Below are 23,932 nucleotides of genomic sequence, written 5' to 3'. Positions count from 1 at the left end.
GTGCTCGGTGCCGGTGCTCAGTCAGCGCGCGGATAAATCGCGATGGCTTTCGCGAGCCGCTCGCGAGCCGCATCGTCGAGTGGTTGCGCCGGGGAGCGCGCAGGACCTGCGGGCATACCCAGCATCATCGCGGCAGTTTTCAGGACGACGGGCATCGTGCCGAGCGCGAATGCATCGCGCAGCGCGCGCAGTGATTCCTGCGCCTGACGCGCGGATTTAATATCGCCTGCCTGGAAGCTGTTCCAGATAGACATGACGACGCTCGGGACAGCGTTTGTCGTGGCAGCTACTGCACCGTCGCCGCCGGCAATCAGCGTCCAGAGAATCATCGAATCGGTGCCGGTAAAGACGGCGAAGTCGTCGCGGCGCAGGTTAATCAGCTGCAGCAGGCGGTCGAAGTCGCCACCGCTGTCCTTGATGCCGCGGATATTCGGAATCTCCGAGAGCCGACGCACGGTGTCGACGTTGAGCGTGATACCCGCCTTGGCTGGAATCGTGTAGAGCATCACAGGCAGCGATGTGCCCCGTGCGATGCGCTCATAGTGCGTGAACAGTTCCTGCTGCGTCGCGCCGTTGAAATACGGCGTGATAACGGACACGGCATCGACGCCTGTGTCCTGCATCTTCGCATTCAGTTCTATGACGTTGCGCGTCGCGTAAGCGCCCGTGCCCGCGATAACGGGAACGCGGCCACGCGCCTGGTCGACAGCAATGGTGGCGATGCGAAGCTTCTCTGCTTCGGACAACCCGATGAATTCGCCGTTTGTGCCCAGAACAAAGAGGGCGTGCACGCCTGCGCCAATCAGACGTTCGATGAGTGTGCGCAGACCGGCTTCGTCGACCTCTTCGGCCGGCGTCATCGGAGTGATGAGGGCGGGAATGATTCCCTTGAAAGTGACTGACATGCTCGAATTCTCCACTTTGCTTCGGGCAGCGTTTGCTACCCGCATATCACCGGCCACGCAAGCGGCGCAGTCGTTTCGGTTAGAACCTGTGTCGCAAGCCCAGCGCCGCAACAATCTGGTGCGAATTGCTCGATGCCGTGACCGGCCACAGCGCGGCCACAGCCGCCTTGCCCGTGGAGTCGATGCCGCTCGCATGCTGGTAGGCTGCAGTCAGATAAACGTCGGTACGCTTCGACAGGAAATAATCTCCGCCGACGTTCGCCTGGTTGTAGTGCGCATCGCCCGCACCGCGTGTGTGGGTATAGTCGTAGGCTACGCCGAGTAGAAGTGCCGGCGTCACCTGATAGTTGAAGTTAGCTTCGTAGTTGTCGAACACGACTGTCGCCCCCTTGTATCGCGCGATGGGCGCGGAAGCGGCAGGCGAACCGAGGTCCCCGAAATTCGAGTTTGAATACGACAGACCAAATCTCGCGGACCCGAGTGTGTAGTTCGCTGCGACGGAAGCCACACTCAACGTGCGCGCTGACGCATATCCCGAGTAGATGGGAGTGTTGTTTGGAGAGATGGCAGCGGCACCCGCCGTGCCGTCCCACAGAGCCGTGTTGGGTTGAGCGGTTCTGATGTAAGAAGCGCCAAGAGCGAAGGGTCCACGGTTGTAGCCTGCGGCGACGCTCCAGATACGGTTATTGCTGAAGTTGCCTGCTGTACCGCCCAGGCTGAACAGGCCGCCGACGCGGAAGCCGCCGAAGTCCTGGCTCAGGTACTTGATGCTGTTGCTAATCCGCGAGTTGACGTAGAGGTTATCCGTGTCACCAGGATGCGCACCGATACCTCCCGCCCACTGATTTGATGCAACGAGGGGTCCGACGAAATCGGCAGACGGCTCGTTTTGACGGCCGGCCGTGAAACTTCCGAAGGTCTGGGAAGTGATGCCGACGAATGCAGCTCGTCCAAACATGCGACCGTTCTGGCCAAGCGTGCCTACGGTGCTGCTGAAACCGTTCTCCAGCTGGAAGATGGCTTTCAGGCCGCCGCCCAGGTCTTCCGCGCCTTTCATACCCCAGCGGCTCCCAGACTCGACGCCGCTTGACATCTGATAGTTCGTACCGCCTTTCTGGTTGTTCGTGTAGACCAGCGAGGTGTCTATCAGACCGTAGAGCGTTACGTTGCTTTGTGCATGCGCAGTGGCTGTAACGCCGAGGATGCCAAGTAGCGCGAAAGACCTTTTCATCGATTTGTCTCCAATTTTAGATTTTTTGACCGATTCGGTCACAAATCGGTCGATGGATGAGCTTCCAGCCTGCTGTCAGTGCTTTGTTTTGACCGTTGTGTGCATTCTAGGTAATCGAATCGCTCAGAAATATCAGGACAAACCCGATATTTTGATTGAACCGGGCATTTAAAAATGAGGGTATGGATGTGAAGAGGGTGTCACTTTGACTGATTCGGTCAAAATTTATCGACCAGTGCGTTGCGACGAAAGATGTACGAAATCGCGGACGCGACGAAACCGGCCGGTGCTACGACCAAGCCGCTGTGAGGCGGCCCGTATGCGTCATAGGTCTAACGTGGGGAGAACGGCTGGCGAACGGGAGAATCGAGCGGGACGCTCTCTGGAATCCGATACCGCAGCACATCGCGGCGCGGCGGTCAAATATTCGTCTACCGAGAAACACAACGGAGGAGACGTGATGTGCACGCTCACCCTGGTCGGGGTCGAACCTATCGATTTACCGATATGCCTCGTTCATGCGCGTGGAGGAGGTTGGCGCGTGATGCTGAAATGCAGCAACGAATGCTTCAAGCGGGGGAGCCTTCTGCAGCGGTACCAAACCTTCCGGTCAACCGTTGATGTCGACCCACTCACGAGCCCAGGCGAGGCCCGCGGCCATCGCGTCTTCTTCCGAGCGAAAGAATTCGAGAACGCCGCTGCTTCCGACAACCCTGCCATTCGATATGACGGTCCCGCTCGAGGCGAACACTTCTCCTTCGTCAATGGAATGACCGTAAATGACATATCCCTTATAGACTTCAGTTTCCATCGCGTGGTCGCAACAATGCAGTCAAAGTTGTATCTGTTCCATGTAGCGGCGCGCAACCGAAAGTTCAAGTGCGGCGTCGAGGTCGCCGTTGCGCCACGCGCGTCTATTACGGGTAACGCTTCATGGCGTCGAGCGGTGCCGGCGGCGATTCAGCCGAAACGCCGCCGTGGCGCGACCGTTCATCGTTGCGTAAGCGTTCAAGCGCGACCAGGTTAGAGCGAGTTTCGTAGCGCTAGGCCCTTTGAACCGCGCCACAGAGTCTGTCCATCTCGGCGACAAGGCTCCGCATCCGGACGACATCAACTATCACCGTCGGATACTCATTGCCCGTGCGTTTCAGACGCCATCCCTCAAGTCTCCGCGGACTCTCGCCGATAGAGCATTAACCTATAAAACGTTCCGAGGATTTCCGTGCATCTACAAAGATTGGCTATCGCAGCTCTGACTCTTGCCGCCTTGTCTGGTTGCTCAACGACTCAATCCGTGACCGGTGGGCCGCAGTCAGGCAAATCCCCCATGACTACCGCATGCTTCACAGCACATGGCGGTAGGTCGGCGGACATGGATGCGGCGATTCAGCGAAACCTCGAGAATCATGGTGTGTCGGTGGCCATTGCACCGGCTTGCGACAAGACAGACATGAACGTCTCGTACACAGACAGCTGGTTCTGGGACATCGTGATGTACCTGCGCTCAATGGACATCCGCTTTTACAAGGCACCGTCCGGCGGGCTGATTGCATCAGGTCACTGGAAAAACTCGGTGCTACACCAATTTCCAAATGCCGACGGCGTCGTGCAAGACCTGATGGACGAGATGTTCAGAAAAACCGGGGAGCCGACTGTTGTCCGGACGACCTCAGCAAGCCAATAGGCCGCCCACCCTTAACAACTACTGTTTGAGAAGGCTGGTGCCGACTCCGGCCATCTTCAACGTAGCGTCAATCATCTTCGGCTCCGGGCCGAAATCGAGCGCCCACTCCTCAACATCGCACCGCACGGTCATGCCGTTGTGCAACGAAATGAGATAGCGCGCCTTATACAAAGCGTCGTGGACCTCGCATCATTCGACGCCCTTCTGGACGACCGCCCCGGCCCAACTGCAGGCGTCGTCTCTCGGGGAGAGCGCACCAACCCCGTAACCCCTTGTTTCACCTTCCAACGTTTGAGCATTCTCTCTAGCGTGCATCTATAGTTTTTCTGAATGCCCCTTGGTGAAGTTGAGCCCCGCCTTATCCTGAGCGAGGCCTTCAGACACGTTCCCGGCATCGTGAGATGCCCCTCGGAGCCAGCGTCGCCCGTCAGCCGTTCGCCTCAGGGCGCTAACTTCGCCACCCTGTCCGGTATCTCAAGGCTATCCCACAATACCGGCTATCCCGCGACCGCTGCCATTGATGTCCGACCAGTCGCGCGGCTGCACCACGGAACGGGCAGCACTATGTATACCGCGCAACAGGGGTGATGATTTTGCAAAAAAAAGAGTGTGCGTCAGCAAAACGCACGGCCCGCAGCCGAGATTTATTTGCAAAAAATTTTGGCTGGCTAGGCAATAAGCGGTGAGAGGATGAAGTTCGCAGTAGTTTGCTGCTTCGCAGGGAAGCAGAACCTTATTTCTTGCTTCCCTGCAGTGCAGCAATCGGATTATGCAGCCGCTTTCAACCGGCTTCCCACTTACCGCGCCCCGCGTATCCTAGCCGCCGCGAATCGTCATCGACTTCCGCGCGGTGCCGCATTGCCACGCCCACCGCCTGACGGATTGCCAGTCGTACTCGGCCAATTACCACCTGTAGAGCCACCTCCCGACCGGCCACCGTTCCCACCCGACTTAGCCCCGCTGGATGAGCCCTTCGATGTACCGCCCGAACTACCGCGCGCGCCATTTTGAGCACCACCTGTTCCTTTGCTCATCGCCACCTCCATTGGACATGAAAGATTGCTACCCGCAGTGTTCGGTGAGTTGGATTGCGCAACTCAATCGAGACTGTCACACAACAATACTCCTAGAGAGTCACTCGAGCAGTTTCTTAACACGTGCGGAACCACTACGGCGCCTGGCGAGTAAATCCTGTTGATGACCCTCTTTGCGAAGGCGGTACAAAACGCCTTGATATGTAAATAACACATCGACGTTCCTTGCGGCGGTGGCTTGAACACCGGTGCGCAAGCGGTACACCTAGCCTCGTCACGAAGGCGAGCGAGTCGTTCTCCGCTTTGATACTATGAAATTGGCGCCCGCCGCGCTTATTTCTTCCAAGTGAAAAGAATGACACGATTCGAAAGCTTAAACATTGCTCCCGGGGAAACGCGAATCACGTTAAGGGAACGATTTGAACGGACCTTGGGCGTCAGTCGGCAGCAGCGTGCCCCAGCCCAATCCGAGCGAATGTTCGACGATGAGTTGGTGTTGAAACTCTTTCAAAACCTGGTCATTCTTAGCAACGATGTACCTGCACGCGCAAGGCAGATTTATCTGGAGGCCGCGCAGGGCATCGAAGGTCTTCCCACTCTGGATGACCTTATTGCCGAAGGATGGATAGCATCCGGCTGGCAATCCATGAGCGTACCGTTTGATGTTGCGCGCATTGCAACCGAGCCAAACAAAGACAGACTAGCTGCCTTTGTCGCATGGCTCAATGTCATTCATGACCTAAGTTTTCGATTCACAGTTCCGGCCGGTGCAAACGCCGAGCTCGTTGCACTCGGAGAGTCAGTCGTCAGCCGGGAAATTTCTCCGTCTCACATTGCCTGTTTGACGCCAACATGGGTAGCTGCCCGGTTGTGGGACCGCGATGAGCGGCACCACACAGGAGACGCAGAATTTTTGTTCGATTGGCTGCGTGTTTGGGAGAACCTCAATTATCCTAAACTCATACCGTCGGAAGTATGGGGTGAAGACGCGCGCAATCATTTCATCATGTCAGCGCTCGCGGTGCTCGAAAACGATGCGAAGCCCCTTTCATGGAACGAGTACCGGCAGAGAGCTGTTCTTCAAGTCGCTCATTCGCGTCAGGCAGAGAGCTCGGTTGTTTCCTCTTGGTTGCCTGAAATTCCAAAAGCACTCACCGCCAAGGCAGAGTGGCTGGTCGATAAGCAAATGGAGCGCATGCGCTATGAGAACGGCGCATGGAGCCATGCTGCCAATGTAGTTAGCCTACTCTTAGCTGAGGTTGCACATGCCGACAACGCCCCGGCACCACATCCGATTTCCAGCAGGCTGCTTCACTTGGCGCTGAAGCATCCGGAAGTCTTGTCAACGGTACTCTTTTGGGTCGAACAACGGCCGGCGCTTCTGGCAGATATGGTGCTTACTCCAGCCGCATCTTCGTTGGCATGTCTCCTAATATCAAAGTGGAGAGTAGCCACGGGAACGTGGGATAGGCGACTCACAACACGTGATAACGAATTCGCTCGAATTCAGGCCTTCACCGACGCTCTCTCAGTTACGTGTCAACATGCTAAATCGAAGATTGTTCCGCCTTGTGAACTAGCGGCGCTACTTCACGGGTTACACGCTAATGCTTCTTTGGAAAATGAAACAGGCCTGCCAACTGGCGAGATGCTTGCGGCCTGCCGCTCGGAGCTCAGTGGGCTTTCGAGCGACTATCTTCTGTCGATGTGCGACGCGCTTCTAAGTGGAGACTACGACACCAACGTTGGCTTGCCAGCCTTCTCCGCAGCACTTGACGTTATCGACGCTGGGCAGCTTGTATCGGACGTAGATTGTTTGCCGGTAGTGACGGCGTATATTGAGTCAATACGTGAAGACAATTATCGTCTGTCGACGACCCGCATCGGCCTAGACTCTGCAGCCACTCTCTTCGCTATGAGTCAACGCCTAGACGAGGAAAAGCAGCGCGAATTTCTATTTCCCATAAGCATCGAAAATCGACTCTCGTCGATTCAGCCCGACGAGAACCCATACACTGTCAAGGATAACCTCGCTCGCGCCCTTCGAGCACACTTGAGAATACTTGCTCGTGCAATCGGAGGACAAAGAAATGGGGTGCCAAGTGCACTGGTCGACGCAATGATTGAGGCGGTTTATTCTGGCGCCTTTGCAAATATTGAGCGAGGGCGAATTGAGGCATTTTCTGTTAGGTTCGAAAGAGCGCCGACTGGAGCAGCGAACGACAGTGGACTGGCAGCCGATTTCGGACATGCGCTGCGTCGCGTAGACGTGGTCGACGGTGCGCGGTTGTTGAAGGAAATCCTTGCTATCGACGAACCAGCGTTCTTGGCGCAGCTCTGCAGAGAAGTGCCAGATGCGATGCGGCCGCAGATACAGGAACGAATCAGAGACCTAGTGCCGCGGCGTGCTGGCACAGCGCGTTACCTCACAGATTTCCAATTTCGAATCGACGAACTGTTGGCCGCTGAGGAGTATGAGACTGCCAAAGCATACATAGATTCAATGCCCGTGCCTCGGCAACCGCTAGCTGGTCAGTTCGCCGTAGTTAGATTGCGTCATCGCTTGCAGCTCGCACTAGCAACGCAAGACTGGAGCACGTTGGAAAGCATTGACGTCCCGCCTGAGATTCCACAAGTGAACGCGGATGCTGCGCGCGACACAATACGTTTTTATCGAGCCGTGGCCCAATTCAACAAGGAAGGGGGCGACATCCAGTTGGCTAAGCAAGTATTTGCACAGTTGCATGCGCGAAATCGTGGAGTATCCGAATACGGGTTCAATCTTTTTGCTGCGAAGCTGGCTTGTCTCATCGAAAATGAACCCTTTCGTCAGCTTCAGGGAAAAGAGTTGGTGAACGCAAAGTCGCTCTTGGCGGAAGCGGAAGAGATGGAGTCTACCTTCGACCTTACGAAGGCGAATGCCGAGTCCTATCTGACGAACAAGGCCATACTTTTGTTGGTGATTGGCTATACGGGTCAGGCCGAGAGGGTCTTACGTAACTTATTCACGGAGCACATCACGGCCCCAGTAGCTGCATATTTATCGGTGGCGCTTGGCCGTCTTGGAAGAACGCGTGATGCCTTGTCGACGTTAGACCTTGCAACAGAATCGCTCGGTTCGTCCAATGTGATAGAAACTGCTAGAGCTCATTTGACTGAAGGACATGCAGCACCGGAGCTTTCTATCCAGATTTCAGCATCGGACAGTTTGGATGTCGTCGACCTTGAACGAGCCGTGTATCGCATATATTGCAGAGACGAAGATGTGATGAAGTACAGTGAAGGCTCCGGTTTCTTGATGAATGGCTTTGGGATTGTTACGTGTGACCACGTCGTTCAGCGACCGATGGAGGAGCACGACACTGAGCCGCAGGGATACTTCGGAGTGGACGGCGGGCGAATCTTCCTACAAGACAGATTGATGAAAGACATTTGTGAGTTGGAAATAATCTGGTCATCGGAAATTCCTGACATCGCGTTGTTGAGACCGATAACGCAACTTCCTGAAACGTCTTGGTATTTGGATGTCACCGAGACCACAATTGAGACTGGAGTACCGGTGAAGTTATGCGGGTTTCCGAACCACTCCGCGGGCAAGACGTTGTCGAAGTACGCTACCTCGATAGCGAATCAATATAACGAAAAGGCTTACTCGCACTACGAGATTGCTCAAAATATACGAAAGGGGAACAGTGGCGGCCCTGTGTTAGATGAGGCGAATCGTTTGGTTGGTATCGCGAAAGAAGGGTCTACTCAAGGCGGCGGGAACAATGCGGTGGTATCGATTACGGAAGTTTTTAAGCTACATCGCACCTTTTCTGAATCGCCTTGGCGCAAATGAACCATCAGGGTTATGGCTTGCTGCCACGGAGCTTTCGATGAGAAAGGGTTCCCACACGCGCACCCCGAATCCCATCCTGAGAGAAAAGTTGTTTCTTGCTCAGAAAAAATGAAGGGCATTGGCAGGATGCGTCGCAACCGGCTGGTTTGCAACAGGGCTGGTTTCGGTTGAACCAGGTCGATGTTGTCTGCTGAAGTCGATGTCGAAAAAAAGCCCGCTCTAAAAGCGGGCTTTTTAACAAGCGACGCGCGCTTATGCGGCGGCGTCCTTCAGCTTCTTCAGCGGGCGCACCTTCAAGCGCACGCTCGCAGGCTTGGCGTCAAACCAGCGCTCCTCACCCGTGAACGGGTCCTTGCCAAAGCGCTTTTTCTTGGCCGGCACTTGCTGCACGCCAATTTTGAGCAGGCCGGAGAGCGTGAACTCACCAGCACCCTTCTTGTGAACAGCGCCCAGAATAGTGTCTTCCAAGGCCGCGAGGATGGCTTTCGCTTGCTTCGGTTCGACACCGGCCTGCGTGGCTACGTGAGTAGCAAGCGACGCCTTAGTGAACGTATCTTTCATCGGCTTGAGCGCGGTAGGCGCGGTAGCCGCTTTCTTCGCCGGGGCTGCAGCCTTCTTCACTGACGTCTTGGTTGCAGCCTTCTTGGCTGCGGGTTTTGCCGTCTTCGTTACCATGGACATCCTCATTTTCAGATTTTGAGAATGCTTAAGACGAGGCACCCCAGAGGTAAAGCACTCGGCACATGCGCCGTCTTAAGCTGGAGGCAAGCGTAGCAACGGTTTGTAGTCAATGCAAGCAGAAAGCCCCTTATAAAAGGGTGTATTTCGCTTTTGCAGCTGAGCCTAGACCAGTTTTGTGACCTGCCGACGCTTGGTGGATGCTTCACACGGTAGTGCAGCAGGCAGCTTTCAGAGCAACTAGGGTTCGTCTTGAGGTAGTGATGTACGAGCCGCGGGTCGGGGGAGAGTTCCGCGCCGAGTTGGTAACATGAAGGGCAATCTGTCCGACCTACCGAACTATCAGGCGTCGTTGAATGGACATCTTTTATTACTGGCAAAAGCTCGAAACCAACCTCAAAAGCCGCGAGGTGGGGTACCTTGGCTCCAATAATTCGAAGCTCTCGGAGCTCGTGGGGCGCTTGCCGAAGCGCATCTGGGTGTTCAAAACCCCGAAGGGCATGAAAGGCTCAATCCAGCTTGTAGGCTCGCTGATGGTCTGCGACGAGCCGCGCGTCGCAGTCAAAACTGACTATCCGAGTGTGATTTACTATGACCCGTTCGCGCCCGAGTCTGTCATCTACACGGACTCCAATACACCTGAGCGAATAGCCGAAACCTCAGGGTACTTTCAGTACCGATTCCACACAGCGTTCAGCGCTAACTTCAACGGTGACGCAGGGATACAGCCGCTGGAAGCCAATGTGGTGCGAGGCCTGGAGGCAATGGTGGCGGACTGGTCAAAGGTCCAGATGCTCGAACGCGTCAATCAACCCGAGAAGGTATACCCCATCCACCCCTTCGCTCAGCAAAGCCGGTAGCTGCTAGCAGAAGTTTCGACTGACGGCGGTAAGCCTACCGAGCAAATGCGACATATCGACAAGTCGCTGGGCGACCAGGTGGCGGACCTCGCCCTCGCATTGCCACGTTCCGTACACTGCCAGCAGGGAAGCACCCAGTGCTTCCTGCCGGAACTTCTCTTGCAGCAACGGCCAGATGATGACGTTTAAGTTTCCGGTCTCATCCTCGATGGTCGCGAACATAACGCCCTTCGCCATCCCGGGTCGCTGACGTACCGTCACCAACCCACATCCACACGTGCCCTGCGTCCGACTACCACCATCGAAGTTGCGGTATGGATTCATTCAGCATAAGCACGGCCACTCGGCACTCTTCCGCAGTAGCTCCAAACAAGCCGGAAAGCACATACGGCGAGCGCCCACCAAGCTCGCCCAACGAGTTATTAATCCGAGCAGTTGCCAACTCTCGTCCAGTTCTGCGGTATCCGAAGGCGCCCGGTGGAAACCAATCTCCAAGCTGGCTCGAGGCACGACTTTGGCGGCAAGCGAGCGCCAGCACAATTTCGACCCAGTCGAAGTGCTCTTCGAATTCTGACCTTGATGCAAACTCAGCCCCGATGGAATTAAACAACGTCTCTTCCAACCAATTGTTGACGGGAGCTCGACGTCGGTCCATACCCTCCAAGAGCCGGCCCCACCCCTCAGGGTCTTCAAGAAAAGAAAATGGCGGCAATAGTTGAGCCAGTGGCGTCCCTTGATTAATCCCTCGTACCTCGTTCTCGAACATCTTCGAGACTGCATCCAAATTGTCGCCAAGAGACGCACCTAACATGACCGCGTAGCCTATGAGCGCCGAAGGGTAGCATTGATAGTTGACCCATACGCTCAGGCCGCCGTTTTGCTGGCGCGCGGCATAGATACGGTCCAGTACACGGCGCAACTGTCGTGTCGCATCGGCGTCGCCCCAGCGGCCGCAAGCCACAGCTACAGACACCAGCGTGCTCGTCATCGAGTCGTAGGTTTTCACTCGTTGCGTCACGCTTTCCCTACTGACCGGAGACCCGACATCCGCGAACGGCCCGTCTCGCAATGCTATCGCCAAGCTGCGACCGAGGTTATCGAGCAAGTCGGAGAGCCGGATACGATGGGCAGAGTCGCTTAGAAAGCGCTTCACGGATGCGACTGCAACCGCGGCGGATAATGGATGCGGCGCGTTGAACTCTTCAATGGACTCAATTTTCGATTGAAGCTCTTCGAAGAACTCATCCGCGCCCGAGATAGGAATTGGGTAACCTGCACGCAGGGTTAGCAACTTCTGGGCTGACGTACCTACGGTGCCTCTCGCGGCCCAATACATCGAATATCGCCGTGACGGTGCCCGCTCAATGCAAGCACGCAGCGCTGTATCCCAGTCTGCCGACCAACCGCAAGCCACGAGACCGAACTCATCGAATACGCGGTCGAGAAATCGATTCATCTCGGGCGCGTATGTTTCGAGTTCGGTCGGCGTATTTCTGATGCGCGTGTCGAGATAGTCGCCGTGGACTTTCACCACACAGCATCCCAAATGAGCGAAAGGCGGAAGGCCGCCCAGCTGGTCGGGCCCACTTACAACGATAGGTGCGATGCCTTCATCTTCGAGCGCGCGCTCGGTCAGACGGTCGAAGTTGGTCGTGACAATGAGACGAACGTAGCCACCACGCACGAGTTTTGCGATGGCCCTATGAGCTTTCGTCGGCATCTTGGCTCCGTCGTCCCGCTCTTCATCCGTCGGTTCGAAGTAGCCGCGCAAAAGTGCCTGTCGTTCATCTGGAGTTTTAGCTACTGCGTCGAGCAACTCGCCGTAATCAGGTTGCTTCTTGAACCGCTCGACATACCATGCCGCCGGGTCCGGTTCGCAATCTGCGCTTTCCAGCCGCGCGACTTTCCTTACGAGTTCGAGAACGATTTCCCAACCAGTCGGAATTCTCGATGACCGGGACACGCCTGAGCCGAGCAAAAGCGCATATACACCTCGATTGGACTGCATCGAAAACGCAAGCGAAATAGATGGGTCGAGCAAAACAGTTCCTTGACAGTAGCGGAAGAGCAATAGTCTACCGGGCTTCATCCGTTACTTACATTCACCGGTTTGACCGTCTCTATGGATGCTGCATCGATTCGAAGGCAAGCTCCCAGTCAGAATTTCGTCGCTGAATGCTAGGTTTCTTACATTGCGAACTCAGCAGAAGTTTCGACTGACCGCCGTAATCCCGCCGAGCAGATGCGACATATCGACTAGGCGTTGCGCGACCAGATGGCGGACCTCACCCTCGCATTGCCACGTCCCGTACACCGCAAGCAGCGACGCGCCAAGCGTCTCCTGCCGGAATCGCTCCTGGATTGACGGCCAGATGATGACGTTCACGTTGCCCGTCTCGTCCTCGATGGTCACAAACATCACGCCCTTTGCCGTCCCTGGCCGCTGGCGAACGGTCACCAGTCCACAGCCGCGCGCGAGTCGGCCATTGCGGTAAGTCATCAGCGTCGCCGCCGGCACGAGCCGCTGCTCGAGCAGCGCCGGCCGCAGCAGCGATAGCGGATGACGGCCGAGCGTGAGGCTCATCGAGTTGTAGTCGGCGACAATGTCTTCGCCCTCCGACGGCGCGCCAAGCACAGGCGTTTCATCATCCACTCGCGCATCAGCAAGAATGTCACGGTCGGGTACCGCGGCGACGGACGTCCAGAGGGCTTCACGCCGGTTTCCAGCGAGCGACGACAGCGAATTCGCGGCGGCCAGAACCTGAAGGTCCTTCCGGTCGAGCTGCGCGCGTTTGGCGAGGTCGCTGACGCTGGCAAACTGTCTCACGGCTCTCGCAGCTTCAATACGTTCGGCGGCGCCGTCCTTCATGCCCTTCAGCAGCGACAGGCCTAGGCGTACTGCCGGCCTTGATGCAGACGCATGGCTCTCGAGGACCGAATCCCAGTTGCTGATGGTGACATCAGCCGGCAGCACCTTCACACCGTGGCGTTGTGCATCCTGAATGAGCTGCGACGCAGAATAGAAGCCGAGCGGCATGCTGTTCAGCATCGCGGCGAGAAACGCTTCCGGCTCGTGACACTTCAGCCAACTGCTCGCGTAGACGAGCAGCGCAAAGCTCGCCGCGTGGCTCTCAGGGAAACCGTACTCGCCGAAGCCGTGAATCTGCTGGAAGATGGATTCGGCAAAGTCCTTCGTGTACCCGCGCTCCGTCATGCCGTTGACAATGCGGTCGTAGTATTTGTCGAGGCCGCCCTTGCGCTTCCATGCGGCCATCGCGCGACGCAACTGGTCGGCTTCGCCTGGTGTAAAACCGGCAGCCAGAATGGCGACCTGCATTACCTGCTCCTGGAAGATTGGTACGCCCAGCGTCCGCCCGAGCGCGACCTCCAGTGCTTCGCTTGGATAGGTTACTGGCTCCAGACCCTGGCGACGGCGCAGGTATGGATGCACAGCGCCGCCCTGAATCGGGCCGGGCCGCACGATGGCGACCTCGATGACGAGGTCGTAGAACTCACGCGGCTTCATCCGCGGCAACATGCTCATCTGAGCGCGCGACTCAATCTGGAACACACCCACCGTATCGGCGCGCGAAATCATTTCGTAGGTCGCCGCGTCTTCGGGCGGAATGTCCTGCATCTCGAAGCGCTCGCCGCGTTGCTCCGACACGATGTCGAGCGTGCGCCGAATTGCCGACAGCATTCCGAGCGCGAGTACGTCGATTTTCAGTAGCCCGAGCGCTTCCAGGTCGTCCTTATCCCACTGGATTGCGGAGCGGTCCGCCATCGCTGCGTTCTCGACGGGTACCAGGCGCGTGAGCTTGCCGCGGCTGATGACGAAGCCACCGGAGTGCTGCGACAGGTGGCGTGGGAAGTTGAGAATCTGCGCAGCCAGCTTCGCCCACAGACCGATGAGCGGATTTTCCGGGTCGAGTCCCGATTCCGCAAAGCGCTGGAGGAGGTCGGCCGAGTGGTCAAACCACTGATGCGACTTCGCGACCTTGTCCACAATCTGCGGGTCAACGCCGAGGGCCTTCCCGCTTTCACGCAGCGCGCCGCGCGGTCGGTATGTGGATACCGCCGCTGCAATGGCCGCCCGGTCACGCCCGTACTTCCGGTAGATGTACTGGATGACTTCCTCGCGACGCTGGTGCTCGAAGTCCACGTCTATGTCGGGCGGCTCGCCGCGTTCCTTGCTGATGAAGCGCTCGAACAGCATGTTGCCGCGCGCGGGGTCAACCTCCGTCACGCCGAGGCAGTAGCAGACCGCACTGTTTGCCGCCGACCCGCGCCCCTGACACAGGATATGCTGGCTGCGGGCGAAGCGTACGATGTCGTAGACCGTGAGGAAGTACGCCTCGTATTCCAGTTCGCGGATGAGCTGCAGCTCATGCTCAATCTGCTCCTGCACGTTGTGCGGAATGCCATTGGGATAGCGCCGGTGCGCGCCGATGTATGTCTCTTGGCGCAGATACGCTTCGTGCGTGAAGCCGCCCGGCACAAGCTCGTCCGGATATTCATACCGAAGCTCGTCGAGCGAGAACTGGCATCGCTCGAGAACGTTGAGCGTCTCGTACAGCGCGCGCGTCGGATACAGGTTGCCCAGCCGGAACCGCGAACGCAGATGCCCTTCGGCATTAGGCGCGAGGTCATAACCGCATTCGGCAACGGTCTTCCGAAGCCTGATTGCTGTCATCGTGTCCTGCAACGGCTTTCGCGAGCGGACGTGCATGACAACATTCCCTGTCGCCACGACCGGCACGCGATACTTGTCAGCCACATGTTCGACGATGCCTCGGTGGATGTCGTCCATCGCGCGCTGGTGCAGGGTGAGTCCCACCCATGCCCGACCTGCGAATACATCATTCATCCATTCGAGCTGGACGGCGAGCGCGGCCTCTTTCGCAGGGAAGTCCGGCACCAGTATGGCAAGGCAGTTCGGCATGCCGCGGAGATGTGTGTGGCCTTTCTCAGGCCTCGAGATGTCGTGCGGCGTGAGCAGGTATTCACCCTTCGTTGCACGCATGCGTCCCAGCGTGATGAGCTCGGAGAGATTGCCGTAGCCTTCGCGGTTTTGCGCCAGCAGGATGAGGCCGAATGCCGGCGTCCGGTCCGCATTCACGAGCTGGAAGTACGAACCGATGACCAACGGTAATTTCTCTTTCTTCGCCTCGACATGGGCGCGCACGACACCGGCGAGCGAACACTCGTCGGTTATCGCAAGTCCCGAGTATCCAAGCTGGGATGCACGTTGCACCAGCTCTTCCCCGTGCGACGCGCCATGGAGAAACGTAAAGTTGGTGAATGCGAACAGCTCCGCATAATCTGGAAGCATTGACGATTGAAAGTCCACGAGCGCACCGTCCTAACCGCTCAGCCAAACAGGCCGTGCAGGAACCAGCGGACTTCCTCGGTTTTCACGACGGGCCGTTCGCGAAAAATCCAGTAGCAGCTTTTGTCGGCAGCTTCAGCGACGTAGTAGTCGCGTGTAACTGCTTCACTGTCATGCCAACCTGCCTCGATGCGCTCGCCCATCGAGACAAGCCTGAGTGGCGAGCCGTAAAACGGTCGATGATTCTTAATCATGAGCTTGATGGGTTCCTCAAGCAGCCAGGTCGGTCGCGGGAGTTCAACGGGCAGCGCCTGCGCCTTCGCGTCGCTCTGGATGGGCACCCAGCGGTTCGCCATCTCCGGTCTATGGTCGGATGTTGGTGCCGCGCGCTCCACGTTCTCGGAGCCGAGCCGCGCGACCAGCAACTCAATGAGCCGGTTATGGTCTTCGGCCGACCCGCCCGGGTCAGGGAACAGCGAATCGCTCGGTGGCTCTGCGGGCTGCACGCTGGATGCTGTCAGGCGAACTGCGAGTACGGCGGCTGGGAGTTCCGTGCGACCAAGGCGCTCCTTCAGCAAGCGGACGAGATGCTCCTCATGCCATGTCGGTTCTGCGAGCGCGACTTCGAGGGTCGTCGGCTCGACGGCTTCGCGGCCACGCTCATGTTCGAGCGACACAGTGGCGTGAGTGAGCGCGAGTTGCTGCGCGCTCAACCAGCCACACATCTGGACGATGAGGCGCTTCGCCGAAAACAGGATGGCTTCGGCATGCTCGACACGGTCCGGGAGTTCGGTACGCGCGCTGAAGGTCGGTGGCATCTCGAGCCATTGATACAGTTCGGGCGAAAGGCCGTAGGCGCGGTCGAGCGCATCGAGTAAGCCTGCACCGCAGCGCTTCTTCAGCCCGGCGCGCGGCAAGCGGCGGACGTCAGCCAGCACCCGGCAGCCGAGTCCCTGGAACCAGTCAGCAAACGGACGCAGTTCCTGCACGACCGTGAACGGCAACGCGTTCAGGTTGCGCTCAAGCGATGGCATCTTGAGCACGCGGCAGCGGCCGCGCTTTGCGAGCAGCCACGCGCCCTGACCGGTTGGGGCGACGCTCATGCGCACCGTCACGCCGATGGACTTCACCACGTCGCGCATCAATTCGCAGACGCGGCGGATGCCACCGAAGAGACGCAGGCTGGCCGTGACGTCCATGACGATGGTTTCCTCGTCGCAGACCGCGACCTGCGGCGAGAAACGCAGCAAACCGAACGCGACCTCGCGTTGCATCCCGCGCTCGCGCTCGATGCTCCGGTCGTACATCAACGCATCGGGCGAAAGTGTCGTCACTCCGCCCCGTTTCATGCCGGGCAGTACGCCGGCTTCCCGCGCCATCGTATCTGCCACCACAACCTTGTCGCGCTCGAGTACGACGCACCCGTGCTCAGTGCGAGGCGACCACCTCGGACGGAACACCTCCAGCGAAAGCCGGGGAAGGAAGATGGCGACGAACACGGCCATATGGGCTGAGCAGAATCGGTGACGGTTGCAGGGTGATGGACAGCATTTCGCTTCGTATTGGGCCTCGTCGCTTGACGACGTCGACGACGAGGCCACCGTCAGCCGGTCTGACTCCCAGCCGCAGCGTGGCAGGCGAGGCGTCCTGTGCGCTGGCCAGCGGCCGGATGAGTACAAGCATCGTTTCCGACGCCTGCGCCGCCAGGTGTAATCGCCGCAGCGCCTCGGTCCGGATGTGCTGCTGCCATAGGATGAGCGCACCGCAGCTCGCAGCCTGCAACACGCGCTCCGCGCACCAGAGCGCATCTGCCGTCTTCGGCGCGCGCAACCTCATAAGACGTTCCACTGGTACGCCGAGATAGCTGAACGCTAGCGAATTGGGGACATGCGGCGGTTGCAGCAGCGCAATCGGCCGCGCGCTTAGCTCGGCGAGCGCCGGCTTCAGAAGCCGCATCTCGCCAATCCCTGGTTGCTGGACCAGCAGTTCCACCAGTGCGCCCAACGGCCAACCCCCGCCTGGTAGCTCGGCAGACAGGGCCGCATAGCCCGTATCCACCGTCCTGCCATGCACACGCGCGAGCTGCGCCCCGCGCCACAGCGCTGGGTGAATCGACTCGACGTGTTGGGGCAAGGCAGCCATTGTTGGAAAATGCTGTATGGATGTACAGTATCGTATATCAAAAACCTGCTTTGTGAAGTGTCCCTTTTTGGGCGCGATGGGAGACGATAATGGATATGCCTGTACGCAAGCACCCGATGCCGGAGATAGCAGCGTTCGTGGCCGAATTGCGTCATGCGTTCGGGGATGCGACTATTGACGAGGCAGTCGCACGCGGCAGAGCGGGCGAGCCAACATTTTTCGCAAGTGAGAACGACCGAACCGTGGGCACCAAGTCACTTGGCGCCGCGAACAGCTGGCGAGTCGACGGTAGCGTGCGCGACCGGCACTTCTGCAGCGGATGTGACGGGTCATGCATCGGCACCGACATACGATGCAGTCTACGGAGATGAAGCATGTGCTATTCGGCTCAAATCTTGGCGGACTATCGCCGGTATGTTCGGATGTTCGGCGCGCACATGGACATCGCCGAGTTTGCGCGTCTTTACTTCCTCCAGGCGGAAGGGCACACCGCGAAGACACCGAAGGCGCTCGACGATGCCTTCCGCGACCCGCAAAACGATGGTGAGCGTGAGATTTGGCATCTCATCGAAAAGACGCGCGCCGAGCAGAAGACGAAGCTCGAGCAGGACCTCTTCAAGCAGCGCACCCGCCTGACGGAAGCCGAGCGCAAGCTGAAATCGAAGGTGACGAAGGCTGCGACGGAAAGCCGGCGCATCGCCACCGATAAAATCGAGGCCGCGCTACGCCGCATCGAAGACATCAACCGGACCGAGTCGAAGCCACGGGACTCACGCATCTTCCCCGGCACCTACGCGCCGGTGCTCGTAATAGAGAACGGCGAATACGTGGTCAAGCCGATGCGATACCAGTGCCGGATTGCGGGCAAGCCAGCGAACTACGATGTGAAATACCCTGGCACCTATAACGCGCGCAGGGACAATCTTGAGGGTTTCTGGAAGCCGTGCTTCGGCCACACGCACGGTGTGATGCTCGTCGAGGTCTTCTACGAGAACGTGAAGAAGGCGAAGATGGAAGGCACGTTGCTGGAGACGCATGACAAAGACGAGAACGTCGTCCTTGAGTTTCGTCCCAGCAACGGTCAACTGATGCACGTCGCCTGCCTGTGGTCGCGATGGACCAAACCGGGCGAGCCAGACCTGCTGTCGTTCGCGGCCATCACCGATGAGCCGCCGCCCGAGATAGAAGCGGCCGGCCATGACCGCTGCATCATCCCTATTAAGCCCGAGAACATTGAAGCGTGGCTCAATCCGGGCGACTCTAGCCTGGACGCGATGTACGCCATTCTTGATGACAAAGACCGGCCTTACTACGAGCACAAGCTCGCGGCATGAGGCAACGTATCTCTGCTTCTAAAACGTCACGGTTTCCTGATACTGTGTTCTGAAAGATAATAATGTAATGCTGGCATCCGGCGAGGTCTGTGACAGGGCCGAGCGCAGCTTGCTCCAAGGCAAAATATAAATCGAGAGAAGAAGGTAAAAATGGGCGAAGGGGATTGGTTTTCTCAGTTTTGTGGTGCGCTTCGTATCAATGCGGATAAGCGCGGTTCGATTGGTTACCGAACCGGGCGTATCGTGGGTCAGTTGAACTATGACCTTCGGGACAAGCTGGACTCAAAATCTGCGTATCGTTTTTACGTCGGGTCGTATGGTCGGAGCACTGCCATTCCAAGTGTTAGTGACGTTGACCTGCTTTACGAGCTTCCTTACTCCCTTTATCTGCGCTTCCATGGGCACGCCGGGAACGGCCAGTCCGCATTGCTAGCTCTTGTCAGAAACTCAATCCGGAACACCTATAAAACCTCCGAGGTGTCTGGGGATGGCCAGGTAGTGGTCATCAATTTTGACGATGGCATACGGTTTGAGATTTTGCCCGCCTTCGTGAACGATAACGGGAGCTACACGTTTGCAGACTCGAACGGTGGCGGGTCATGGCGTGTTTGCAAGCCGAAACAAGAAATGAACGCCTTCGCTGTCAGGAACATGGCCTGCAACCAGAATCTGGTCGAGCTCAGCCGAATGGCACGAGCCTGGCGCGACACAAACAACGTGTCGATGAGCGGAATGCTAGTCGACACGCTCGCTTTTCAGTTCATTGCAAACTGGGAGTACCGGGACAAGTCCTATCTCTATTATGACTTTATGACCCGCGACTTCTTTCGGTACCTCGCAAACCTAGATACCTCACAGATATATTGGCTTGCACCGGGCAGCGGCTCCTATGTGTACCGAAGCGATGTGTTTCAGAATAAGGCGCGCTCCGCGGAACTGAGGGCCATTGAGGCGATTACACACATAGCGAACGGCGAGAACTGGTCGGCACGGCAAAAATTTCGGGCAATCTATGGAACAGCATTTCCAGACTAACAATTTACATGCACAACCGGCGACCTCACTCGAAGGGCAGTTGCGGGAGATGTATGCACGAGCGGCATACACCCACAAGACCCACGAGAAGATGGCCGACCGGTATATCTCGCGTTACAAGCTCATCAAGAACGCGGAAATCTTCCTGTCGGCAGTGACGACGAGCAGCTTGTTGCTGGCCGTTCTCGGAGACACTCATCCATATACGCTTGTCGGCGCTATCCTATCGACAATCCTATTGGCCTTCACGCTGTACTTCAAGGAAGCCAGTTTGGGTGAGCAGGCCCAGAAGCACACTATCGTTGCGTCCAAGCTGTGGGGTATCCGAGAAGCACTCCTGTCACTTCTGGTCGACATGAACGATGGTCGCGCCGTCGATGAAATCCGCGCTGCCCGAGACCAGCTGAACGCGACACTCGAAGACATCTACAAGGCAGCTCCCCGTACTAACGGCCAAGCCTACGCAGATGCTCAAAAGGCACTCAAGCAGGCTGAGGAGCTTTTCTTCACTGACGACGAGCTGAATCGACTGCTGCCCAAAGAACTGCGCGCGAAACGCAGCGAGCCGTAGATGCATTGGCTACTTCGCCGGCCGTTCATCACTGTAAACGAGACGGAACGCATGACCTACGCCGAGGCGATTCGCCCAATCCGCAACCAGCTCCGGAAATTTTCCTACGGCAGCGTTTTGGCTGAACTGTCTCAGTTCATCAAGGCCGAATCCACAGCAGATGATGGGAAGCCACACGCGCCATGGCTCGCCGAGCGCGTAGCCGTCTGGGTGTTGCGCGATGAGCCGCGTATGTATGGTTTTGTTGACATCTCCCGGCAAGCATTAAGGCAGTGTATCGACCAAGCCTGGAAGCTTGCTGATTTGGCGTTTACTGGATTCGGCTCCGGTCGCTCGTTTCACCTTGCGCTTCGGTCGTGGATTCTCCCGCAAATTCCACACCAACGACAGCAAGAGTTGGGGCCCTTCGCGCGTCAGATTGACCTCATCAATCAGCTGCAACCGAACTCGCATCTCTATCGTCTGTTCGAAAGCGGCCTAGGCATGCCGCCGATGGACTTTCTCGGCATCGCGACTCTCTTTCGAAAGCATTCACTCGAAGATATTTCGACAGTCATTGCCCCGAGATACCGAGCTGGTCTCCAGGAAATATTTGGCCGAGTACCTGTCGAGCGGTTCTATCAGACCATGCTCATCCCCCGCGAGGTGACTGCGGAACAGTTCGACGAGGTCAGCACGGACGAATGGTTCCAACCGAACCTACTTTACCGGTCCCCCTTCACACGGCTCAGCAATGATGCTTGGTATTTTTGGGGGCGCTGTTGCCTTGACCGCAACCTGGGATACGCGTTAAGTGACATCGTTGGTCGCAGCGAGAATCCCGGGATTCGGCAGAGCTTCGAAAAGCTGTTCGAAGAGTACGTCGGGCGCAGCCTAAATCTTACTGGCCTCGAGATTTTGAGCGAAGAGCAAGTTCGGACCCGTTTTTCGGTCGGTGGTAAGTGCTGCGATTTCGCCGTCATAGATGGGGCTGATGTGGTGTTGCTCGAAGTCAAGAATAAGGCCTTGACTCATACACTTCCTGCTGCTGGCACGGCACGCGATTACGCATCAAAGCTCAGTGCAACCGTGAAGAAGGCGGATGAACAACTGAGGAACGTCGAGACTTTCGTACATAAGACCAACCCAAACGCAGCTGTGCACAAGGTCGTCGTCACCTACGGCGACCTTTTCGCGGCTGAGACGGACCAGCTATTCACTGCGGAGGCAGACCACTTCGCATCGAGTAACCCTGTCTACATTCTCAGCATCGACCATGTCGACAGGCTTATCGACGCTGTTCGCACGAAAAAGTGCGGATTCGCGATGTTTTTTGAAGACTACACGACGCGTCGAAGCATCCCGGAGAAGCGTCTTCTACTGCTGTCCGACCTTCTGAACGAGCCGCCTTACCGCAGCCCAGAGCTGCCGCCTCACCTTTTCGACGTCTACGCTCCGTTTTACGAAAGGTTAATGGAGCGAGCAAGGCCGAAGCAGATGGCGACAGCTTTCTGAGGCTAGCGCCGCCGATACGACTCGAAGTTCGCTACAATGCGCCGGCAGATTCACAACTTGGAGCTTATCGCGGGCAACACCGGGCATGTCGAGATGTTCTACTCTGGTTCGAGCATACTTTCTTCACTTCTAAAGGATTGGATGCCAGCTGTGCATTGCACCCTTGACGCGCGCGACATGTTTGCTTATTTCCGATTCCGACGCTTCGAAGCCTTTGCCATCTTCGCGCGGTTGCGTTTCCTCTTCTCTTGGCGCGCCTGCGCAAACTTAGCATCCTGAGCTGCTGTGTCAGCGCGTGTGATGAAGTCTGGATATTCTGAAGCGTGCATACGCTTGACCTCTAGGCCCTCCCTCACGATTCCAAGGTCACGGCGGTAGCGCTCAGCCTCGGCTCGGTCCTCATCGCTAAAATGCTCGCAATTGAACACAAACAAGTCTTCCGAGGAGCCACGGTAGTTCTTGTTTGGATGGTCGAAGGCCAAGCCTATGAAGGTTGTACCTTCAGGGAACCGAAGCTTGGCGCACTTGGTGTACGCATGGAGAACGGCAATTCGATGCCGCCGATAAGCCGCATAATCGTCTTCGTCATCCTTGGGCTGAATGAGGAAGACATATACGGTTGTTGGCTCTTGGTCTGTCGTGAAAAGTCTCGCATTGCGAGCATTCTTTGCACGGGCGGACCTCAACGCCCCGGCACAGGCGTCCGAAAGGATGCGTCGTCGAAAGCGCGACTCTCGAGCGAGGAGTCGAAGACCCTCTTCGAGGTCAGCGTTTTCCTGGTGGAAGTAGGGAACGAGTTCGTTCGGGTCGCCAAGACGAATGAAATTTTCTATCAACGCATCCCAGAAGTAGCTCGGTCTGTCGAGGCGCTTCTTCTCGACATATTGCGGATTCCCCATCAAGCCTTCGAACTGTCTTTCATCGAATAAGATGAGGCCGGGGTTCTCGTGTTGCTGGTTCGTTGGAAGAAAGCTGCGCCGCAGCTCGTCACCATTTCTCAGATACGCCGCTAAAAGTTGCTCTTCACCTGGGGCAATGACACCAGTTTCGGGCCGGTCGAGGAGAGCTCTCCTGTCACTGAGGTACGCAACGAAATCAGAGACGGTGTCGAGTTCGCGAAGAACAAATTCAAGCGATATTTCGTCAAAAACATGGACGAACTCCTTCCCCGGTGTGACCACGCCCACCGTGAACGGGAAATTCTCGTGCGCCGGCCCCTTGACCTCAGTGTTGATGACGAGGGTGCCACGGCTCCCGGCGAAGTGCGTCGCACATGCTTCCACGCTTCCCCGGGTGACCGCGACAAGGTGATACCGAGCCTGACTTGCGTCCGGAATGGATACAGGCAGCGGTCGCTGGCACGCGCTGTCAAGATAGACGCGATGTGGAAAGCGGCTTGCCCAACCCATTGCCCCATGTAGCTGTTTGGCTGAGGAGCTGACTGCACGCTTGTACCAGCGCTTCCACGCAACTGACAGCTCTTGGTCCTGCTGGAAGGCGACGTGCTTGTCGGAAAATATGACAACATCGTTCCCGAATACCACGAGCACATCGGCGAACTCCTTCGCGCTTCCGCGGCCGTCCCTCATGTCTTGGTCTGTATGCAGGTTGGCGAACGACCAGAGACTGAGAAAAGACCGACGGCAAAGTCGCATCAACAGCCTTTCGGACTCGTTTACGCCATCTGCGTCCGAAATATCGAAGATACCTTTGTAATTGTCCTGGGTATGCCCAACGCCTTTCGCCCCAGCCGTCTCGGTTGCGGTTCCGTTGTCGCTCATCACTCGGCTCCGA

General features: G+C 57.3%; 18 protein-coding genes. 8 read left to right on the top strand and 10 right to left on the bottom strand.

The window, feature by feature from the left end:
* Positions 1–17: 17 nt before the first annotated feature.
* The 3 genes from dapA to G3N95_RS31730 all read right to left on the bottom strand — a co-directional run bounded on the left by dapA (position 18) and on the right by G3N95_RS31730 (position 2,947).
* Entirely contained in the window at positions 18–905 is an 888-nt protein-coding gene (dapA, locus tag G3N95_RS31740; RefSeq protein ID WP_205974039.1) for a 4-hydroxy-tetrahydrodipicolinate synthase, read from the bottom strand.
* A 79-nt stretch (positions 906–984) separates the two neighbouring features.
* Entirely contained in the window at positions 985–2,136 is a 1,152-nt protein-coding gene (locus G3N95_RS31735) for a porin (RefSeq protein ID WP_205974064.1), read from the bottom strand.
* Positions 2,137–2,746: 610 nt separating this feature from the next.
* Positions 2,747–2,947, bottom strand: coding sequence for a hypothetical protein (locus G3N95_RS31730; RefSeq protein WP_205974038.1), 201 nt, complete (start codon positions 2,945–2,947; stop codon positions 2,747–2,749).
* Positions 2,948–3,508: 561 nt separating this feature from the next.
* Between G3N95_RS31730 and G3N95_RS31725 the strand changes: the two genes are divergently transcribed.
* Positions 3,509–3,820: a hypothetical protein gene (locus G3N95_RS31725; RefSeq protein ID WP_205974037.1), complete on the top strand. Its 312-nt coding sequence runs from the start codon at positions 3,509–3,511 to the stop codon at positions 3,818–3,820.
* A 1,509-nt stretch (positions 3,821–5,329) separates the two neighbouring features.
* The gene (locus G3N95_RS31720; protein ID WP_205974036.1) at positions 5,330–8,695 is read left to right on the top strand and encodes a serine protease; all 3,366 of its coding nucleotides are present in this window, start codon (positions 5,330–5,332) and stop codon (positions 8,693–8,695) included.
* A 252-nt stretch (positions 8,696–8,947) separates the two neighbouring features.
* Here G3N95_RS31720 and G3N95_RS31715 read toward each other — a convergent pair whose 3' ends face one another.
* A complete protein-coding gene (locus G3N95_RS31715; protein ID WP_205974035.1) occupies positions 8,948–9,376 on the bottom strand; it encodes an HU family DNA-binding protein in 429 nt (142 codons plus the stop codon).
* A gap of 353 nt (positions 9,377–9,729) precedes the next feature.
* On the opposite strand from G3N95_RS31715, the gene G3N95_RS31710 reads away from it, so the two are divergent.
* On the top strand, positions 9,730–10,233 hold the full coding sequence (locus G3N95_RS31710) for a hypothetical protein (RefSeq protein ID WP_205974034.1): 504 nt from the start codon (positions 9,730–9,732) through the stop codon (positions 10,231–10,233).
* Between the two features lie 3 nt (positions 10,234–10,236).
* Here the strand turns inward: G3N95_RS31710 and G3N95_RS31705 are convergent, their stop codons facing one another.
* From G3N95_RS31705 to imuA, 5 genes are all read right to left on the bottom strand, one after another.
* Entirely contained in the window at positions 10,237–10,557 is a 321-nt protein-coding gene (locus G3N95_RS31705) for an OB-fold nucleic acid binding domain-containing protein (protein ID WP_346778429.1), read from the bottom strand.
* Positions 10,526–12,322: an SIR2 family protein gene (locus tag G3N95_RS31700; protein ID WP_241019059.1), complete on the bottom strand. Its 1,797-nt coding sequence runs from the start codon at positions 12,320–12,322 to the stop codon at positions 10,526–10,528. The genes G3N95_RS31705 and G3N95_RS31700 overlap by 32 nt, the downstream gene beginning before the upstream one ends.
* Positions 12,323–12,433: 111 nt before the next feature.
* Positions 12,434–15,583, bottom strand: coding sequence for an error-prone DNA polymerase (locus tag G3N95_RS31695; RefSeq protein WP_346778428.1), 3,150 nt, complete (start codon positions 15,581–15,583; stop codon positions 12,434–12,436).
* A 20-nt stretch (positions 15,584–15,603) separates the two neighbouring features.
* On the bottom strand, positions 15,604–17,067 hold the full coding sequence (locus G3N95_RS31690) for a DNA polymerase Y family protein (protein ID WP_205974033.1): 1,464 nt from the start codon (positions 17,065–17,067) through the stop codon (positions 15,604–15,606).
* The gene (gene imuA, locus G3N95_RS31685; RefSeq protein ID WP_205974032.1) at positions 16,991–17,704 is read right to left on the bottom strand and encodes a translesion DNA synthesis-associated protein ImuA; all 714 of its coding nucleotides are present in this window, start codon (positions 17,702–17,704) and stop codon (positions 16,991–16,993) included. The genes G3N95_RS31690 and imuA overlap by 77 nt, the downstream gene beginning before the upstream one ends.
* 89 nt (positions 17,705–17,793) lie before the next feature.
* Here imuA and G3N95_RS40725 point away from each other — a divergent pair, with 89 nt between their 5' ends.
* The 5 genes from G3N95_RS40725 (at position 17,794) to G3N95_RS31665 (ending at position 22,138) form a co-directional block, all read left to right on the top strand.
* On the top strand, positions 17,794–18,075 hold the full coding sequence (locus G3N95_RS40725) for a hypothetical protein (protein ID WP_241019058.1): 282 nt from the start codon (positions 17,794–17,796) through the stop codon (positions 18,073–18,075).
* Positions 18,076–18,078: 3 nt separating this feature from the next.
* Complete coding sequence (locus G3N95_RS31680; protein ID WP_205974031.1) at positions 18,079–19,038, top strand: SOS response-associated peptidase family protein; 960 nt, start codon at positions 18,079–18,081, stop codon at positions 19,036–19,038.
* Between the two features lie 150 nt (positions 19,039–19,188).
* Positions 19,189–20,073, top strand: a complete 885-nt coding sequence (locus tag G3N95_RS31675; protein ID WP_205974030.1) for a nucleotidyltransferase — start codon at positions 19,189–19,191, stop codon at positions 20,071–20,073.
* A complete protein-coding gene (locus G3N95_RS31670) occupies positions 20,051–20,644 on the top strand; it encodes an SLATT domain-containing protein (RefSeq protein WP_205974029.1) in 594 nt (197 codons plus the stop codon). Before G3N95_RS31675 ends, G3N95_RS31670 begins: the two co-directional genes overlap by 23 nt.
* Before the next feature lie 51 nt (positions 20,645–20,695).
* A complete protein-coding gene (locus tag G3N95_RS31665) occupies positions 20,696–22,138 on the top strand; it encodes a hypothetical protein (protein WP_205974028.1) in 1,443 nt (480 codons plus the stop codon).
* Positions 22,139–22,323: 185 nt separating this feature from the next.
* On the opposite strand, the gene G3N95_RS31660 is transcribed toward G3N95_RS31665, so the two are convergent.
* Complete coding sequence (locus tag G3N95_RS31660; protein ID WP_205974027.1) at positions 22,324–23,919, bottom strand: hypothetical protein; 1,596 nt, start codon at positions 23,917–23,919, stop codon at positions 22,324–22,326.
* Positions 23,920–23,932 lie beyond the last annotated feature (13 nt).

It is taken from the genome of Paraburkholderia sp. Tr-20389 (genome assembly GCF_017104565.1).
Classification (GTDB): domain Bacteria; phylum Pseudomonadota; class Gammaproteobacteria; order Burkholderiales; family Burkholderiaceae; genus Paraburkholderia.
The sequence above is the reverse complement of the archived record's forward strand: the minus strand, read 5'-3'. Positions and strand labels throughout refer to the sequence as shown.

Bases quoted from the DNA above. Each gene is read 5' to 3' on its own strand.
- imuA (WP_205974032.1), bottom strand. From the start codon at position 17,704: ATGGCTGCCTTGCCCCAACACGTCGAGTCGATTCACCCAGCGCTGTGG.
- G3N95_RS31720 (WP_205974036.1), top strand. From the start codon at position 5,330: ATGTTCGACGATGAGTTGGTGTTGAAACTCTTTCAAAACCTGGTCATT.
- G3N95_RS31660 (WP_205974027.1), bottom strand. From the start codon at position 23,919: ATGAGCGACAACGGAACCGCAACCGAGACGGCTGGGGCGAAAGGCGTT.
- G3N95_RS31735 (WP_205974064.1), bottom strand. From the start codon at position 2,136: ATGAAAAGGTCTTTCGCGCTACTTGGCATCCTCGGCGTTACAGCCACT.
- G3N95_RS40725 (WP_241019058.1), top strand. From the start codon at position 17,794: ATGGATATGCCTGTACGCAAGCACCCGATGCCGGAGATAGCAGCGTTC.
- G3N95_RS31730 (WP_205974038.1), bottom strand. From the start codon at position 2,947: ATGGAAACTGAAGTCTATAAGGGATATGTCATTTACGGTCATTCCATT.
- G3N95_RS31670 (WP_205974029.1), top strand. From the start codon at position 20,051: ATGGAACAGCATTTCCAGACTAACAATTTACATGCACAACCGGCGACC.
- G3N95_RS31675 (WP_205974030.1), top strand. From the start codon at position 19,189: ATGGGCGAAGGGGATTGGTTTTCTCAGTTTTGTGGTGCGCTTCGTATC.
- G3N95_RS31705 (WP_346778429.1), bottom strand. From the start codon at position 10,557: ATGAATCCATACCGCAACTTCGATGGTGGTAGTCGGACGCAGGGCACG.
- G3N95_RS31710 (WP_205974034.1), top strand. From the start codon at position 9,730: ATGGACATCTTTTATTACTGGCAAAAGCTCGAAACCAACCTCAAAAGC.
- G3N95_RS31680 (WP_205974031.1), top strand. From the start codon at position 18,079: ATGTGCTATTCGGCTCAAATCTTGGCGGACTATCGCCGGTATGTTCGG.
- G3N95_RS31690 (WP_205974033.1), bottom strand. From the start codon at position 17,067: ATGGCCGTGTTCGTCGCCATCTTCCTTCCCCGGCTTTCGCTGGAGGTG.
- G3N95_RS31700 (WP_241019059.1), bottom strand. From the start codon at position 12,322: ATGAAGCCCGGTAGACTATTGCTCTTCCGCTACTGTCAAGGAACTGTT.
- dapA (WP_205974039.1), bottom strand. From the start codon at position 905: ATGTCAGTCACTTTCAAGGGAATCATTCCCGCCCTCATCACTCCGATG.
- G3N95_RS31665 (WP_205974028.1), top strand. From the start codon at position 20,696: ATGACCTACGCCGAGGCGATTCGCCCAATCCGCAACCAGCTCCGGAAA.
- G3N95_RS31715 (WP_205974035.1), bottom strand. From the start codon at position 9,376: ATGTCCATGGTAACGAAGACGGCAAAACCCGCAGCCAAGAAGGCTGCA.
- G3N95_RS31725 (WP_205974037.1), top strand. From the start codon at position 3,509: ATGGATGCGGCGATTCAGCGAAACCTCGAGAATCATGGTGTGTCGGTG.